The sequence below is a fragment of the Parapedobacter sp. GCM10030251 genome (genome assembly GCF_042666505.1).
Lineage (GTDB): Bacteria > Bacteroidota > Bacteroidia > Sphingobacteriales > Sphingobacteriaceae > Parapedobacter.
This window is the reverse complement of the sequence record NZ_JBHTDN010000005.1, coordinates 186461-201319: the sequence shown is the minus strand read 5'-3', so window position 1 is coordinate 201319 and position 14859 is coordinate 186461. Positions and strand designations below refer to the sequence as shown.

At 47.9% G+C, this 14859-nt stretch carries 15 protein-coding genes; 10 read left to right on the top strand and 5 right to left on the bottom strand.

The genetic code is table 11. From position 1 onward, the window contains the following. Positions 1 to 23: 23 nt before the first annotated feature. A complete protein-coding gene (locus ACFQRK_RS15790; protein ID WP_379008431.1) occupies positions 24 to 545 on the top strand; it encodes a gamma carbonic anhydrase family protein in 522 nt (173 codons plus the stop codon). Positions 546 to 547: 2 nt separating this feature from the next. Here ACFQRK_RS15790 and ACFQRK_RS15785 read toward each other — a convergent pair whose 3' ends face one another. The 4 genes from ACFQRK_RS15785 to ACFQRK_RS15770 all read right to left on the bottom strand — a co-directional run bounded on the left by ACFQRK_RS15785 (position 548) and on the right by ACFQRK_RS15770 (position 6748). Continuing rightward, positions 548 to 2146 (bottom strand): Ig-like domain-containing domain, encoded by a 1599-nt coding sequence (locus tag ACFQRK_RS15785; protein ID WP_379008428.1) that lies wholly within the window; start codon positions 2144 to 2146, stop codon positions 548 to 550. 146 nt (positions 2147 to 2292) lie between these two features. Then, complete coding sequence (gene mnmG, locus ACFQRK_RS15780; protein WP_379008425.1) at positions 2293 to 4152, bottom strand: tRNA uridine-5-carboxymethylaminomethyl(34) synthesis enzyme MnmG; 1860 nt, start codon at positions 4150 to 4152, stop codon at positions 2293 to 2295. Between the two features lie 74 nt (positions 4153 to 4226). After that, positions 4227 to 6089, bottom strand: coding sequence for an ATP-binding cassette domain-containing protein (locus tag ACFQRK_RS15775; protein WP_379008422.1), 1863 nt, complete (start codon positions 6087 to 6089; stop codon positions 4227 to 4229). Then, a complete protein-coding gene (locus tag ACFQRK_RS15770) occupies positions 6086 to 6748 on the bottom strand; it encodes an oxidoreductase (protein WP_379008419.1) in 663 nt (220 codons plus the stop codon). The genes ACFQRK_RS15775 and ACFQRK_RS15770 overlap by 4 nt, the downstream gene beginning before the upstream one ends. Before the next feature lie 308 nt (positions 6749 to 7056). Here ACFQRK_RS15770 and ACFQRK_RS15765 point away from each other — a divergent pair, with 308 nt between their 5' ends. Together ACFQRK_RS15765 and ACFQRK_RS15760 are read left to right on the top strand one after the other, a co-directional pair. Next, positions 7057 to 7701 (top strand): DUF6266 family protein, encoded by a 645-nt coding sequence (locus tag ACFQRK_RS15765; protein WP_379008417.1) that lies wholly within the window; start codon positions 7057 to 7059, stop codon positions 7699 to 7701. A 10-nt stretch (positions 7702 to 7711) separates the two neighbouring features. Continuing rightward, entirely contained in the window at positions 7712 to 8278 is a 567-nt protein-coding gene (locus ACFQRK_RS15760; RefSeq protein WP_379008415.1) for a DUF6266 family protein, read from the top strand. A 15-nt stretch (positions 8279 to 8293) separates the two neighbouring features. Here ACFQRK_RS15760 and apaG read toward each other — a convergent pair whose 3' ends face one another. Further along, positions 8294 to 8680 (bottom strand): Co2+/Mg2+ efflux protein ApaG, encoded by a 387-nt coding sequence (gene apaG / locus ACFQRK_RS15755; protein ID WP_379008413.1) that lies wholly within the window; start codon positions 8678 to 8680, stop codon positions 8294 to 8296. Positions 8681 to 8758: 78 nt separating this feature from the next. Between apaG and ACFQRK_RS15750 the strand changes: the two genes are divergently transcribed. The 7 genes from ACFQRK_RS15750 to ACFQRK_RS15720 all read left to right on the top strand — a co-directional run bounded on the left by ACFQRK_RS15750 (position 8759) and on the right by ACFQRK_RS15720 (position 14848). After that, the gene (locus tag ACFQRK_RS15750) at positions 8759 to 9466 is read left to right on the top strand and encodes an SAM-dependent methyltransferase (protein ID WP_379008412.1); all 708 of its coding nucleotides are present in this window, start codon (positions 8759 to 8761) and stop codon (positions 9464 to 9466) included. A 2-nt stretch (positions 9467 to 9468) separates the two neighbouring features. Further along, positions 9469 to 11091 (top strand): FAD-dependent monooxygenase, encoded by a 1623-nt coding sequence (locus ACFQRK_RS15745; protein ID WP_379008411.1) that lies wholly within the window; start codon positions 9469 to 9471, stop codon positions 11089 to 11091. Between the two features lie 27 nt (positions 11092 to 11118). Next, on the top strand, positions 11119 to 11865 hold the full coding sequence (locus tag ACFQRK_RS15740) for an alpha/beta fold hydrolase (protein ID WP_379008410.1): 747 nt from the start codon (positions 11119 to 11121) through the stop codon (positions 11863 to 11865). A gap of 8 nt (positions 11866 to 11873) precedes the next feature. Further along, positions 11874 to 12344, top strand: a complete 471-nt coding sequence (locus ACFQRK_RS15735) for a GNAT family N-acetyltransferase (RefSeq protein ID WP_379008409.1) — start codon at positions 11874 to 11876, stop codon at positions 12342 to 12344. Positions 12345 to 12532: 188 nt separating this feature from the next. Next, on the top strand, positions 12533 to 12988 hold the full coding sequence (locus ACFQRK_RS15730; RefSeq protein ID WP_379008407.1) for a hypothetical protein: 456 nt from the start codon (positions 12533 to 12535) through the stop codon (positions 12986 to 12988). A gap of 12 nt (positions 12989 to 13000) precedes the next feature. After that, positions 13001 to 14098, top strand: a complete 1098-nt coding sequence (locus tag ACFQRK_RS15725; RefSeq protein ID WP_379008405.1) for a Nif3-like dinuclear metal center hexameric protein — start codon at positions 13001 to 13003, stop codon at positions 14096 to 14098. Continuing rightward, entirely contained in the window at positions 14099 to 14848 is a 750-nt protein-coding gene (locus ACFQRK_RS15720) for a zinc ribbon domain-containing protein (RefSeq protein WP_379008403.1), read from the top strand. The last annotated feature ends 11 nt before the right edge of the window (positions 14849 to 14859 follow it).

The following is a 14859-nucleotide window of genomic DNA, read 5'->3' as shown; positions in this document are numbered from 1 at the left end:
GGGTTGTAGTTAACATTAAAAAAGTGGCACTGATTCTTCCTGTAAATGATGTTTCTCCGATGATCGCTGAGAAATGTTTCGTGGCAGATAATGCTACCATTGTAGGCGACGTAAAAATAGGTGAACACTGTTCGGTGTGGTTCAATGCCGTGATCCGCGGTGATGTGAATGCGATTACGGTAGGTAAATATACCAATATCCAAGACGGAGCCATTGTCCATTGTACGTATCAAACGGCATCAACGGAGATAGGAAGTTTCGTTAACATCGGGCATCGTGCGATAGTTCATGGCTGCACGCTGCATGATCGCGTACTGGTCGGAATGGGGGCAATCGTTATGGATCATGCGGTAGTTGAGGAATACGTAATCATCGCTGCGGGGGCCGTAGTGCTCGAACATACCCGGTGTGAAAGTGGATATCTATACGCTGGAGTCCCGGCGCGGAAGGTTAAGCCGCTGACTCTTGAGCAATACAAACTATTGGATGGGTTGCCCGATCGATATGTGATGTATGCGAGTTGGTTTCCGCGAGAGGACACTTGATATTATTCAGGTACCGTAATCGGTTCTTCCTGTTCCCAGTTTGCCCGGATGATAAACGTTTTGCCCAGATACCAAACCCGTTCGGGTTGTCTTTTCAAATATACGTCACCTGGATCCCATTCGTCATTATTATTCTCATCGTATATGATGCGTATCGTATATTTTCCACCCGGAAATTGCCTGAACGGTATTTTTCCGGATTTCCGTATGGGTACGCTGCGGTAAATAAAGTCCATTTTTTCATTGATAAGCTGTACAAGGTACTGATGACTGGTATCGGGAAGAGTGATGTTGAGAACGATATCGCCGAAATTTTCTGTCTCGTTCATGGTAAATGATTTCGACACCGATTTATTCTTGTCGCCAAAGAAACCCAGAAATGCCCCTTCTTCGAGGCTGAGTTGGTAATTTCGTTTCGGTCGCCAGTTATAGCGCAGGACATATCGCGAAGGAGCGGTTGTATCTTTGGCTAATTGAAAGTTGGTTCGCGGTATCGAGTCTTCGGTGAGAATTATTTTATTGCGATCGATGGATTGGACGGGAGAAGCGGCTGTCAATTGGACGTGTTTCACCCGGGTAACTTTATTGCCCGACAGGTTATCCAGTATAAGGAAATCCCGGTCATATTTCTCGTTGCGCCCGCGTCTTAGGGTAACCGAATCGAGGACGGCTCCCTGATCGGAGATTTGGACTTTTAAGGAGTCGAATGTCAATTCAGCAAGCCACATGGATGCAGTATCTCTCGTAGTATTGTACGTGATTTGTTTGGTTTCATCCAACTGTGGGGGATGCAGGACAACGATATCCGGACGCTTCAATGGTTTATTGAATACAAATGAAATTTTTCCTGTTGGCTCAATTTTCCGATCAAGTAATCGAAAATCCGTAGGTATTCCTTTGGAAATCTCCAGATGTATTCCCGAAGTGTCTTTGTTCAGTACAATCGAATCCGTTAAAAAGCCGATGTATTCACCGGGTGCGTTATATACACGGTCATTGTTTTCCTCTTTGAGTGCATAGATTCGATACGTGTCTTCCCGGAGGTTTTTTAGCTGGAAGTTACCCGAGGTATCGGTAATGGTGAAGATGTTCGCCTTCCTTTTTCCGAAGATAGAATCTTGCCGGGTTGGAATAAGGATAACCGCTATTTCCTTTTCTGGCTTTTTGGTAAGCGCATCGATCACGTTACCTGAAATGGAAAGGGAGTCTATAACGTTTCCCGTTGAGAAGACATAGCTATAGTTAAGCAGCGGATTTCCTTCATTGAAGTCGCCGATGGCTTTACCGAAATTGATGGTATAGGTTGTATTGGCTTCGAGGGAATCAGGTAGGGCGACCTCTATGGTTTTCCGCTTAACACGTGGGTTAATCGGTTGTTCAACGTCAGGCGATACGCTGATTTCTTTCTGCGTGTTGCTGAGTTTTACATATTCGTCGAATTCGATGACTATTTTTTCGGCATTGAAATTCCGTGTGAGATTCGGTGGCGTCTCGCTTAGTATCTTGGGTGGAATAGAGTCTTTAGGCCCGCCCATGGGTTGCTGGATGCTGGCGCAACGCCATGTTAGGGAAAAGAGCATAAAAAAAAGTGCCAAAATCACCCATTTTGGATTTGAGGTTATTTTTAAGCGATTTAAGCGATTTTTTTTATTGAATGAGTCTTGCATCGGAGAATCTGAAATAATGTCTTATATCGAATCTATTAACGCTGGATATTTTTTAATATAAGTGATTAATTTTCAATAATTTAACTCATATGTATCATTAAAACCGAAATATCGGAAGGCGAAACGCCAGAAATACGAGAGGCTTGGCCTAATGTTCGGGGTTTTACTTTAATTAATTTTTCCCGGGCTTCTTTTGAAAGGGAAACGAGGTTAGTATAGTCAAAATTGGGATTAATTTCCTGATCTTCCATACGGCGCATTTTGTTTACGATCTCAATTTCCTTTTCGAAGTAACTGTCATACTTGACCTTGATTTCCGCTTGTTCGATGATTTCCTTATCGTATTTTGAGAGCAGGTTAGCGAATGCCTGATCTGCGGCGGCAAGGTCATGTATATTGATCTGCGGCCTCGAGAGAATATGAAACAGTCGGGTTTTTTGTGACACCGGGCTAGAGTTTAAGCGGGTCAAAATAGGATTAATGGCGTCTATACCGATCGATTGATTACGCATATAATCCACCAAGACATCTGCCGCATCTACTTTTTGTTTTACTTTGGCAAGTCGTTCGTCCGATACCAATCCTAGGGTATGCGCGATGGGCGTTAATCGGGCGTCGGCGTTATCCTGGCGAAGAAGGAGCCGATGTTCTGCCCTGGAAGTAAACATGCGATAGGGCTCTTCGGTACCTTTGGTTACCAGGTCATCGATTAATACCCCAATGTATGATTCCGACCTTTTTAAGATGAGTTCATGCTGATCGAAAATTCGCTGGTGCGCGTTGACACCGGCGACGAAACCTTGGCTGGCAGCCTCTTCGTAGCCCGTGGTCCCATTGATTTGGCCGGCAAAAAAGAGGTGTTTAATGCGGAACGTTTCTAACGTCAGGTCCAATTGCATGGGTGGGAAGTAATCGTACTCAATGGCATATCCTGGACGGAACATACGGGCTTTTTCGAACCCCGGGATTAACCTTAGGGCTTTTAATTGTACATCTTCCGGAAGCGAGGTAGAAAAGCCGTTTACGTAGATTTCAATGGTCTTCCATCCCTCTGGTTCTACAAATATCTGATGACGATCGCGCTCTGCAAACCGATTAATTTTATCCTCAATAGACGGGCAATAGCGTGGTCCGAGGCCTTTGATCCGTCCGGTGAACATGGGTGATTTTTCAAAACCTTCTTTTAGCGCATCGTGTACAGCCTCATTGGTATAGGTAATCCAGCAGCACCGTTGTTCAGTAGGAAGTTCTACGTCTGTAAATGAAAATTTTCCGCGTTCTTCATCGCCCCACTGCTCTTCCATTTTCGAGTAGTCCAGACTTCTGCCATCTACTCTTGGAGGTGTTCCCGTTTTCATCCGGCCCGATTCAAAGCCAAGACTAACCAATTGTTCGGTCAGACCGGTTGCAGCCTTCTCCCCCGTGCGACCACCGCCAAATCTTTTTTCCCCGATGTGAATAGTACCATTAAGGAAGGTACCATTAGTGAGAACGACGGCGTCGCAATCGATGGTGATGCCCAACGAGGTAACCACGCCGCATGCTTTACCATTTTTAACGACGATCTCTTTTACCGTGTCCTGCCAAATATCCAAATTGGGCATGGATTCCAATTGGAGTCGCCATTCCTCCGCAAACCGCATGCGGTCGTTCTGCGTACGCGGGCTCCACATAGCGGGACCCTTCGATTGATTCAGCATTCGGAATTGGATGGTGGTTTTATCGGCTATTATCCCGGAATATCCTCCCATAGCGTCGATCTCGCGAACGATTTGACCTTTAGCGACCCCTCCCATAGCAGGGTTGCAGCTCATTTGGGCAATTGTCGCCATATTCATGGTAATCAAAAGGACGGATGAACCTAAATTGGCTGCCGCTGCCGCTGCTTCGCATCCCGCATGCCCCCCTCCTACTACAATAATATTATACTTATCAAACATATTTGTTTTCTATTGTTCCACGTGGAACAAACTATTTCTCGTGTTTAAATACATTCATTGTTCCACGTGGAACATTACATGTACTCTCCTAATTCTATCCAACGTTCTATTTTCGCGTCAAGTTCTTCGTTTAATTGTCTGATGCTCTCAGCGATGGTTGCAAGTTGTCCATGATCGATGGTATTACCCAACGCCTGTGTTTGCTCTGAAATTTGTCCTTCTAATAGCGGTATTTCTTTGTCGAGTGCTTCGTATTCCAATCGCTCGCGATAACTAAGTTTCTTTTTGATTTCTTCCTGAATCGGTATACTCACCGAAGTCTTTTGCATCGCCTGTTGTTTGGTTTGTTCAGCGACCGCAGATTGCTCGTTGCGATAATCTGCATAATTTCCATTATAAATGGTGATTTTCCCGTTTCCGTTGAAAATGAATAATTGATCCGTCAAGCGGTCCAATAGGTATCGGTCGTGGGAAACCAGAAGCAGAACTCCGGGATAGTTTACTAAAAAAGATTCCAGAACATTCAGGGTATCGATATCCAGGTCATTCGCCGGTTCGTCTAAGATTAAGAAATTTGGGTTTTGCATAAGTACCCGCATTAACTGCAAACGCTTACGCTCTCCGCCACTTAATTTACTGACCAGGCCGAATTGCTTTTCAGGTGGAAAGAGAAACAACGTAAGCAACTGGGAAGCACTCAGCATATCTCCATTCGCCATGCGTATATGCTCGGCGACCGATTTTACCACGTCAATAACCCGTTCATTTCCTTCAAGCGTTAGACCTCCCTGTTTGTAGTATCCGAATACGGTAGTTTCTCCGACATCAATCCGCCCTGTGTCGGGCTGCTCCTGCGCCGTGATCAAATTAAGGAAAGTCGACTTCCCTGTGCCATTCCGGCCTGCTAGACCGATTCGGTCTCCTTTTTTGAAAACATAGGAAAAGCCGTCGATAAGCATTCGTGAATCATATCGCTTGGAAATGCTTTCAAGCTCCAGAATTTTATTTCCTTGCCGGCTTACATTGACACGTAATTGGAGTTCGTCCTGTTGTCGTTGGCCAGCGGTCTTCTTTTCCAGTTCGTAGAATGCATCGATTCGCGCTTTCGATTTGGTACCCCGCGCCTGAGGTTGCCGTCGCATCCACTCCAACTCTCTACGCAGCAGATTCCGGTTGCGTTCGAGAAGGGCTTCTTCCGCTTCTTCCCGTTCGGCTTTCTTTTCGAGATAATACGCGTAGTTTCCCGTGTATGCCGTTAGTTTTCCCTTATCCAGTTCCCGTATTTCCGAACACACGACATCGAGGAAGTAGCGGTCATGCGTAACCAGCAAAACGGTCTTCTGTCCGGTTGTCAGCAGCTTTTCCAACCACTCGATGGTTTCGATATCCAAGTGATTGGTCGGCTCGTCGAGGATATAAATATCCGGTTCGTCGATCAATAATTTCGCAAGCGCCAAACGCTTTCGTTGCCCCCCGGATAGCGAGTTGATTGCCTGCGAGAACTCAGTGATTTGTAGTCGCGTGAGGATACTTTTGATGTTGTGCTCGTATTCCCAAGCATCCAGTGCACTGATTTGATCACTTAGGGCAGCCAACTTCCGAGAATCCGCATGAGGATCGGCAACTAACTCCTCATACGCACGGATTAGCCGTTGCTGCTGATTATCCGCGCTGTAAATGAAATCGTTGATTGATTTAAAGGATTCGAATCTCGGATCTTGGGTAAGGAATCCGATACGGATACCCTTTTCTTTGACCACCAGACCCTCTGAAGGATCAAGTTGGCCGGCAAGAATGCCCAGTAAGGATGATTTACCTGTTCCGTTCACCCCTACCAGTGCCACGCGGTCTCCTTTCTGTAACCCAAAGTGTAGGTTTTTAAATAACCATCTATCGTGGTAACTGTGTCCTAGTCGTTCTGTTGATAATATACTCACGTTCTGTCTCTCATCTCGTCCCCATAATGGATATGGATACCCGTAATATCTCGTTGCGCAGCGCGGTACATTGCGCGGGCTACCGTGGCTGCGGGAATGCTTCTATATCGTTTCCAATGGCCTACAAGTAAGGGATTAATTACCGCAAGGAGCCCTTCAGAAAGCCTTTCCAACCATCTGGTCTCCTGTTGTCGGCCTGTAAGCAGTGAAGGTCTGAATATACGCAGTTTTTTAAATCCCACGGTCGATACATCGCGTTCAGTTTCCCCTTTCATCCGAAGGTAAAAATTCGATGAACCCGCATCAGCACCCACTGCCGAAACCAGGAGAAACGTTTGTCCCCCGCACGCTTTGGTGAGCCTTGCAGCCATCACCGGATAGTCGTGATCAATGCGGTAGTAGTCTTGTAAGTTGGGAGTTTTTTTCCGTGTAGTTCCCAAACAGCAAAAGATATCGTCCGCCGCCAAGTCTGCCTTCAGTTCATTAATAGACTGGTAATCAGACACTAACTGTCGTAGCTTCGGATGGCTGTTCGCTATTTCGCGCCGCACCACCGCTCTAACGTCACCATATACCGGACTGTTCAGCAACTCCTGGAGGAGATGCCCGCCGATGAGTCCCGTTGCGCCGAATACCAAAGCTGACTTTTGAGCCGTCATAAATCCTTGCAAAAATACGGAATTATCTGTGCATTATAGAGATCCCCTAAAATTGACCTACCGCTCCCTGATAAAAAACGGAAAGAAAACGTTTATATGACGGAGGTAATTGTGGATTTGGTCGTCTATTTGTCGTCTGATAGTCGTCTCTTGGTCGTCTTTTATACGACGAATTGACAAACATTACTACATTATCATACGTATTTTGCAGTTGTTATACCGAGGTATTACTGCTAGATTTTCCTCTTTTATTGCAATTCTTTGAAGATTTGATTATCTTGCATTCACCAAACTAACCGGGATAGACCATGGGAACCATAAAAGAAGGAATCAACGGCCCCTTTCGGGGAAAAGCCGGGAGCGTGATTGGCAGCAACTGGCGTAAGGTTAATTATATTAAGGGGTTACCACAATTTAAAAACAAGCGGGCCGCTTCTGCGGACCAATTGCTTGAGCGCAGGAAATTTGCCCTCCTCAATCGTTTTTTCGATCCGATTTCTACCGTATTGGAAATCGGTTTCAAGCAGTTTACAAGTCGGGCTACCGGCAGGAACGTAGCCATCAGTTATAATTATGATCATGTGTTCCTAATTGACGGAGCACACGTGACGCTCGACTTTCCGGCTTTGCAGTTCAGCCACGGCTCACTATTCACGGCAGGAGACGAACAGGCACAGGTGAATGGCGATGTCCTTTACATTACCTGGGATCCGGAGACGTATGGCATGGGAAGATCGATGGATGATAAGGCACATATAGTACTTTACGAGGAGACCCGGGGAATTTTCTATTCCGTCGGCCGCCCGCTACGTCACGAGGGTGCTGCGCAGTTTATGAATAACGTATTGACACTGCGCCCACTTAAACTTCACCTCTGGCTTTTCTTTGTCGACCGAGCTGGGAAGCAGGTTTCCAGAACGGTATATATTCCCATAGAAAATCCGGAATTTTAACAGAAACAACATGGATATTGATTTTTTCTATGACAGGAGTAAGCCCAAAAAGAAGGAACAATCGTACGGGAGACTGGCGGTACAGCAACGGATGCGCCTGGCGATGGCTTTTCTCCATCCCCTACGGCCGATTATCGCAGAGAGTTGGCTGAACCAGGGCAAGGGCAACCGTAGCAAAGCTTTCGGCCAGGCACTGAAAGCGTTGATGCAGGAAGCCATGGATGGTCACTACCCCGACCAACGCATTGTGGCCGAACGCGTGCGAATCAGTTCCGGGCTGTTGCCTGCAATTCATGTGGAGGATGTTATGTGCGGTGACCGCGTGCTGGAAGTTTATTTTTCGGATGAATCGACGCCGATAGCCAGCAGCACCGATGAAGTGGTGTTGGTCGTTTATAGTCCCGAAGCGGGAGTTGCAGGCCGGAATACCGATGTGTTTTTCCGGAAAGATGGCCATATTCGGCTGAAGCTACCTGCACAATTACGGTCGCAGCGTTTCCACGCCTACCTGTTTCTGCACAATGCCCGAAAAAAGCAGTTTAGCAGGAGTATTTACCTCGGGCAGTTAGCGGGCTGATCCGACCGGGAGAGGTTAATTTAGTCGATGCGGGGCAATCAAATCAAATTTAGGGATTTTTACCTCAAACAGGCTGCCGTCAAATTCGCGCAGCATTTGATAAGTGCCGGTCATGGTGCCCATATCGCTTTTCAAGTTGCATCCCGAAACGTATTCGTGGTGTTCACCGGGTTCAATGATGGGTTGGACACCGACAACCCCTTCTCCCTCTACTTCCCTACGGGTACCGTTGGAGTCAAAGATATACCAGTGACGGCGTAAAAGCTGCACGCTGTAATCGCTAAGGTTCTCTATGGTAATTCGATACGCAAACATGTAGTGTTCGTTTTCCGGATTGGAGTACTCAGGCTGATAGACCGTTTCAACCGAAACTTTTACTCCGTCTGTGATTTGCGTGGCCATGCGTGTAAGCGGAATTTGTTGGCCAATTTAGCAAATGTTGGCCAATAAGTAAAGGACAATTTTTCGCTACCTTTGTGCATGCCCTACGGAACGCTTTATCTAATTCCTGTGCCATTGGCAGACGATGCCGCGGCAGCCTCCTACACGCCTTATTTGGTACAAGTGATAAATGCCATCGATGAATACATTGTTGAGAACGAAAAAACGGCCCGGAAGTTCTTAAAACTGGCGGGTATCCAACGGCATCAAAACGAGTTGATTTTACATAACTACGGCAAGCACGCTCGGAATAGTGGCGTTACGGCGGACTATTTTGCCGGATTGCTGGCAGGCAAAGATGTAGGTCTCATGAGTGAAGCAGGCTGCCCCGGCGTGGCGGATCCGGGTGCAGACATCGTAGCAGAAGCCCACCGCAGGGGAATCCGGGTTTTCCCACTCGTCGGACCGAATTCCATTTTGCTGGCGCTGATGGCGTCGGGATTTAGCGGACAAAGTTTTGTCTTTCATGGCTATTTGCCGATCGACAAGACGGAACGGGCAGGAAAGCTCAAAGCGATGGAACAACAGGCGCAACGGGACAAACAGACCCAGATTTTTATCGAGACGCCCTTTCGAAACCAGCAGTTGCTGGCCGAAATCATGCGTGTAAGCAAGCCGCAAACGCGGTTATGTGTAGCCTGTAATCTTACGGCTGCTGATCAACAGATTATCAGTCAGCCGATCCATCAATGGAGAAAGGAAAACCATGACTTTCAGAAAAAGCCGGCCATTTTCTTACTGTTCTGATCGTGGAGCTCATCCGACATACCGATGTGCTCATTGTAGGAGCGGGTCCCTCGGGTCTGATGATGGCCGCCCAGTTGCTCCGGTTCGGCATACAACCGACGATCATAGACGCCAAGCCCGGGCCAGACCGTAAATCCAAAGCCATAGCGATGCATGCCCGGTCGCTGGAATTGTTCCGGCAAATGGGATTGGCCGATGCGTTGCTTGCTTTGGGCAATCCCAGCTATGGCGTGCAGCTGCAACGGGGTACGAAACCATTGGGCAGGCTGGATTTCGCACAGATGGATCAACCAAGCACGGCCTTTCCTTTTATCCATTTGGTTGGCCAGGACAAAACCGAAAAACTTCTGATCGACCGGCTAACTGAAAACGCTTGTGCCGTGAGGTGGGATACCCAGCTGATCTCGCTTAGGCAGGATGATAAAGAGGCATTTGCGACCTTAAAACAGGGCGAGGAGGTTCAACATTGGCGATGCAACTGGGTGATTGGCGCCGATGGGGCGAACAGCGCCGTAAGAACGCTGACCAGCATTTCTTTTGAAGGGAAAAGCTACCCTGGCCAATTTTTTCTGGCCGATGTGCAGGTCAGGGGTGCAGACAATCGGCGGGTTCACTTTTTCTTTTCAAAAAAGGGTTTTCTCGGCGTTTTTCCATATGGGTCGGATGGTCGGTACCGCCTTATGGGCCCGTTGCCGGCAAAGAGTTGGTTTCAAGCCGAAAATCCTATCCAGTATGCGGATATCAAACCGCTGGTTGACAAGGCAATGGGTTTCGAATTACCGCTGGAGCGGTGCCTTTGGATTAGCCGTTTCTATCTCCATAAACGGATCGCAGCACCGTTTACCCGGCAACGCTGTTTTTTGATTGGCGATGCGGCGCATATCCACTCGCCCATCGGCGGACAGGGTATGAACGGTGGGATGCAGGATGCGGCTAACCTCGCGTGGAAGTTAGCCGGCGTCGTGTCCGGACGGATGGACACTCGGTTACTCCACACCTATGAAGAAGAGCGGATGCCGGTGGCCAAGGCAACGTTACAGGATACCGACCGGGCATTTGGGTGGATAAGGTCCATACCGTTTTTTGCAACATCCCTCAGCGATTCCCTGTTTGTTTGGACGATTCGATACGTTGGCCGCAAACCTGGTTTGCTGAAACGAATGTTTGATCGGTTGGCGCAGTTAAGCATACATTACCGAAAAGCCACACTGGCGGTGCACTATGCGACCGGTCGGCATATACAAGCGGGAGACCGTCTCCCCTTTTTGCCCGTATTCGATGAGAAAACAAAAAAGCAGACCGATCTTCATCGCTGGTGTGAAAAGCCGGGTTTTATCCTCTTGATATTAGGGACGGTGAGCCACCACCAGCTTCATATCATCGGGCAGTGGACACGGCAGAAATACCCCAGGGAAATGCACGTATATTACCTTCCCTTTTCGCCGCAAAACCAGTCGGTGTTTGACACCTTCGAAGTGGCCTCGGAAGGGACGAAAACCGTATTGATCCGACCGGATATGTACATCGGCTATATAAACGATGTCCTGAATGTAAACCTGATTGATAGCTATATGGAGGGCGCTGTAGGATGGAAAAATTTTGGTCGTTTGCCGGAAAACTCCTAACTATGTGTTAACTAACAGGAATTAACTATGCGTAGCCTCATGTATCTGTTGCTAATCGGCGGCATGTTGTTGTCAACCGGAGCGTTTGCCCAACAGGTTACCTTTATGCTGGTTCATGGCGCCTGGGGAGGCGGATGGTCCTTCAAACAAACCGACTCGTTGCTCCGGTTACAAGGGCACAACATATACCGTCCTACCCTATCGGGATTGGGTGAGCGCGTACACCTCGCATCAGCGGAGGTTGACTTAGACACGCACATTGCGGATGTGGTAAACACCATTTTGTTCGAAAATCTACACGATGTCGTCTTACTGGGACACAGCTATGGGGGAATGGTGGTAACCGGCGTGGCCGACAGCATTCCGGAACGGATCAAATGCTTGATCTACCTGGATGCCTTTGTGCCGGAGGATGGGGAAAGCGTGGCCACTGCGCATGGACAGGAAAAGACGGGCCGGGAAATGCCGTCAAAGAATGGCCTGATTTACCCGTTCTGGAACACGGATAATGAAAGATTCCCTCACGATGTGCCGCAGCCGGCCAAGACATTTTCGCAGCCGCTTGCTTTGAAAAATGAGCGCCGGCTGAAAATCCCAACTACGTATATCCTGACCTATGAAGGCAATGACCCCGAAAAGTATGCGTTTGCGTTTTTCGGCGATCGAGCGCGGGGATATGGCTGGAATTTTATTCCTATGCAAGCCGATCATAACCCACAAATGAGCATGCCTGCTGAACTGGCGGAATTACTTGGTAAAATTGGACTTAACTAAGCGGAATCATGGGAGAGTTGACCCTGACTTGGGAAATAAAGCCTTTCAACAAGCTTTCACTTGAAGAGCTTTATCGCATTTTGCAATTGCGACAGGAGGTTTTTATCCTGGAGCAGGCATGCGTATACAATGACCTGGATCATAAGGATCAAAAGTCAAACCACCTCATGGCATGGTCCGGCGATGCCTTGGCTGCTTATACCCGACTGATTCCGGAAGGTGTTTCCTACCCCGATGCGTTGAGTATTGGCCGCGTGGTGGTGGCGGTGGAATTCCGAGGCAAAGGGGTCGGCGAGGCGCTAATGATACGTAGCATTGAAGCTGTAAAAAGCCTATTCGGAAGCAGGCCTATTAAAATCAGCGCTCAACAGCACCTGAAAGCCTTCTATCGCCGATTGGGTTTCCAACAGACCAGCCAGCCGTACCTGGATGCCGGCATCATGCATATCGAGATGCGCATGGAACCGCAGCATTCATAATGCATGCAAAAGCTACCCTTGTTATTGACTTCCTGCCTTGCAGCCCTGTCGGGCTAGACGTTGCGAACGGCGCGTGAACGGCGACCTTTGTCTGAAATAATAGGTTTTATCACCGATTCCCCGTAATTTAGCTCCGTGAACGCGAGGTGGTGTGGGTTCCATGACGCTTTTAAAGCAAACAATTGCCAATGAATGTTGATTTAGAAAATCTGTCGCCGGAAATGATTCAAGCGGCTATCGCCGTATTCCTCATCCGTACACTTATTTGGGCATTTTATGCGAATACCATCCGGAAGACACTTTTATTGGTTGCACCGGCGAACCGGTTGATGACACCCGGCCAAGCGTGGTTATTAGTGGTGCCCTTTTTCAATATCTACTGGAATTTTGCCGTGGCCTCGCGGCTAGCGGACTCCCTGACCAATGAATTTTATGACCGCAAAATTGCAGAAGAGGAAAATCCCGGACGTGCGTCAGGGACATGGTACGCTTGGTTATTTCTGCTCACCAATATCCCACTCCCACCCTTTATTCTTATTACCCTTTTTTTGCTAAGCATTACCTATTTTATTATTTACTGGGTGAAGGTCAGTAATTTCAGGAATTTGCTGGTAGAACACGAAAAATTCAGGAAAGGATCATAAAACCAACGACTTATGTTACTGCGCGAATTGACAGATTACCTCGAATCATTAGCTCCGTTGGATTATCAGGAGTCGTATGACAATTCGGGATTGCTGGTGGGCCGACCGGATCAGGAAGTTAACCAAGCGCTGATATCGCTGGACTGCACAGAAGAAGTTGTGGATGAAGCAATTGCTTTGGGCTGCAATGTCATCATTTCTCACCATCCGATCGTATTTAAAGGGCTTAAGCGATTCAACGGAAGCACGTATGTGGAGCGTGTGGTGATGAAAGCAATCAAGCACGACGTCGCGCTGTATGCCATTCACACGAATCTTGACCATATAACGGGCGGCGTGAACAGTAAGCTTGCCGAACGGTTGGCACTCCGTAATACGGCGATCCTCAGCCCTAAAGGCGATCTGCTTCGGAAACTTGCGGTTTTTGTTCCATTAAGCCATGTGGAACCGGTGCGAACAGCCCTGTTTGCCGCGGGTGCGGGGCAGGTGGGCAAATACGACCAATGCAGTTTCAACGTTGCGGGATATGGAACATTCCGAGGCGGAGAAGGCACCGACCCCTTTGTGGGCAATCCCGGAGAAATGCACCGGGAGGAAGAATTGCGCATTGAGGTGGTTTTTCCGGCCAATCGGGAGCGTGCGATATTGCTGGCGCTTTTTGAGGCGCATCCGTACGAAGAGGTAGCGTATGACCTTTACCGGTTACAGAATTCCTACCAAGAGGTTGGCAGCGGTTTGATCGGCTACCTGGAGCACCCGCTTTCTGAACAGGAGTTTCTCGGTCTGCTGAAGCAACAACTGAATGCCCCGGTGATTCGGCACACCGCACTCCGGGGTAAACCGGTAGTCCGCGTGGCGGTTTGCGGGGGTGCGGGGAGCTTCCTCTTGAACCAGGCCATCCGTTCCGGAGCCGATGTGTTTGTGACGTCGGATTATAAATACCACGAGTTTTTTGATGCCGAGGGAAAAATCGTGATTGCGGATGTGGGACATTTTGAAAGCGAACAATTTACGCAGCAATTATTGTTGGAAATTATTCGAAAAAAATTTCCTACCTTTGCAGTCCGTTTGACGGGAATAGACACGAACCCGATAAAATACTACAGTTAAATGGAACAGACCATAGAACAAAAACTGAAAGCACTTTGGCAGCTGCAAACCATACACACCAAGATTGATAAAATTCGCCAGGTAAGGGGTGAATTGCCTATGGAAGTGGGTGATTTGGAAGACGAGATCGCTGGATTGGAAACCCGTATCGAAAAAATCAGAGGTGAATTGGATGAATTGGAAGATTCCATCGTCAATCGCCGCAACATGATTAAGGACGCACAGGCAGCCATCAAGAAATATGAGGGGCAACTCAATGAGGTAAAAAATAACCGTGAGTACGATGCGATTACCAAGGAAATTGAAATCCAGGGATTGGATATCCAGGTAAGTGAAAAGAAAATCCGGGAGTTTGAGTTCGAAATCAAAAACAAGACGGAAGTCTACGAAAATACACAAACGACCCTTGAGACAGCCAAGAAAGACCTTGAAGTAAAGAAGGGAGAGTTGGATACCATTACGTCGGAAACGCAGAAAGATGAAGATGAATTGGTGAATCAGACGGAGACCGCCGAAAAAGAAATCGAAGACCGGTTGTTGCGGGTATACCGTCGGTTACGGACATCTTATAAAAATGGGTTGGCGGTGGTTTCAATCGACCGTGACAGCTGCTCGGGCTGCCATAACAAGATCCCACCCCAAATGCAGCTCGAAATCCGTCAACGTAAGAAAATTATCGTATGCGAACATTGTGGCCGCATACTCGTTGACGAAGCATTGGTACACGAGGAAGCTCCGATGGAAGGTTAAATATCGAAGCT

Bases quoted from the DNA above. Each gene is read 5' to 3' on its own strand.
- ACFQRK_RS15770 (WP_379008419.1), bottom strand. From the start codon at position 6,748: ATGACGGCTCAAAAGTCAGCTTTGGTATTCGGCGCAACGGGACTCATC.
- ACFQRK_RS15735 (WP_379008409.1), top strand. From the start codon at position 11,874: ATGGGAGAGTTGACCCTGACTTGGGAAATAAAGCCTTTCAACAAGCTT.
- ACFQRK_RS15730 (WP_379008407.1), top strand. From the start codon at position 12,533: ATGAATGTTGATTTAGAAAATCTGTCGCCGGAAATGATTCAAGCGGCT.
- apaG (WP_379008413.1), bottom strand. From the start codon at position 8,680: ATGGCCACGCAAATCACAGACGGAGTAAAAGTTTCGGTTGAAACGGTC.
- ACFQRK_RS15720 (WP_379008403.1), top strand. From the start codon at position 14,099: ATGGAACAGACCATAGAACAAAAACTGAAAGCACTTTGGCAGCTGCAA.
- ACFQRK_RS15750 (WP_379008412.1), top strand. From the start codon at position 8,759: ATGCCCTACGGAACGCTTTATCTAATTCCTGTGCCATTGGCAGACGAT.
- ACFQRK_RS15740 (WP_379008410.1), top strand. From the start codon at position 11,119: ATGCGTAGCCTCATGTATCTGTTGCTAATCGGCGGCATGTTGTTGTCA.
- ACFQRK_RS15725 (WP_379008405.1), top strand. From the start codon at position 13,001: ATGTTACTGCGCGAATTGACAGATTACCTCGAATCATTAGCTCCGTTG.
- ACFQRK_RS15760 (WP_379008415.1), top strand. From the start codon at position 7,712: ATGGATATTGATTTTTTCTATGACAGGAGTAAGCCCAAAAAGAAGGAA.
- ACFQRK_RS15765 (WP_379008417.1), top strand. From the start codon at position 7,057: ATGGGAACCATAAAAGAAGGAATCAACGGCCCCTTTCGGGGAAAAGCC.
- mnmG (WP_379008425.1), bottom strand. From the start codon at position 4,152: ATGTTTGATAAGTATAATATTATTGTAGTAGGAGGGGGGCATGCGGGA.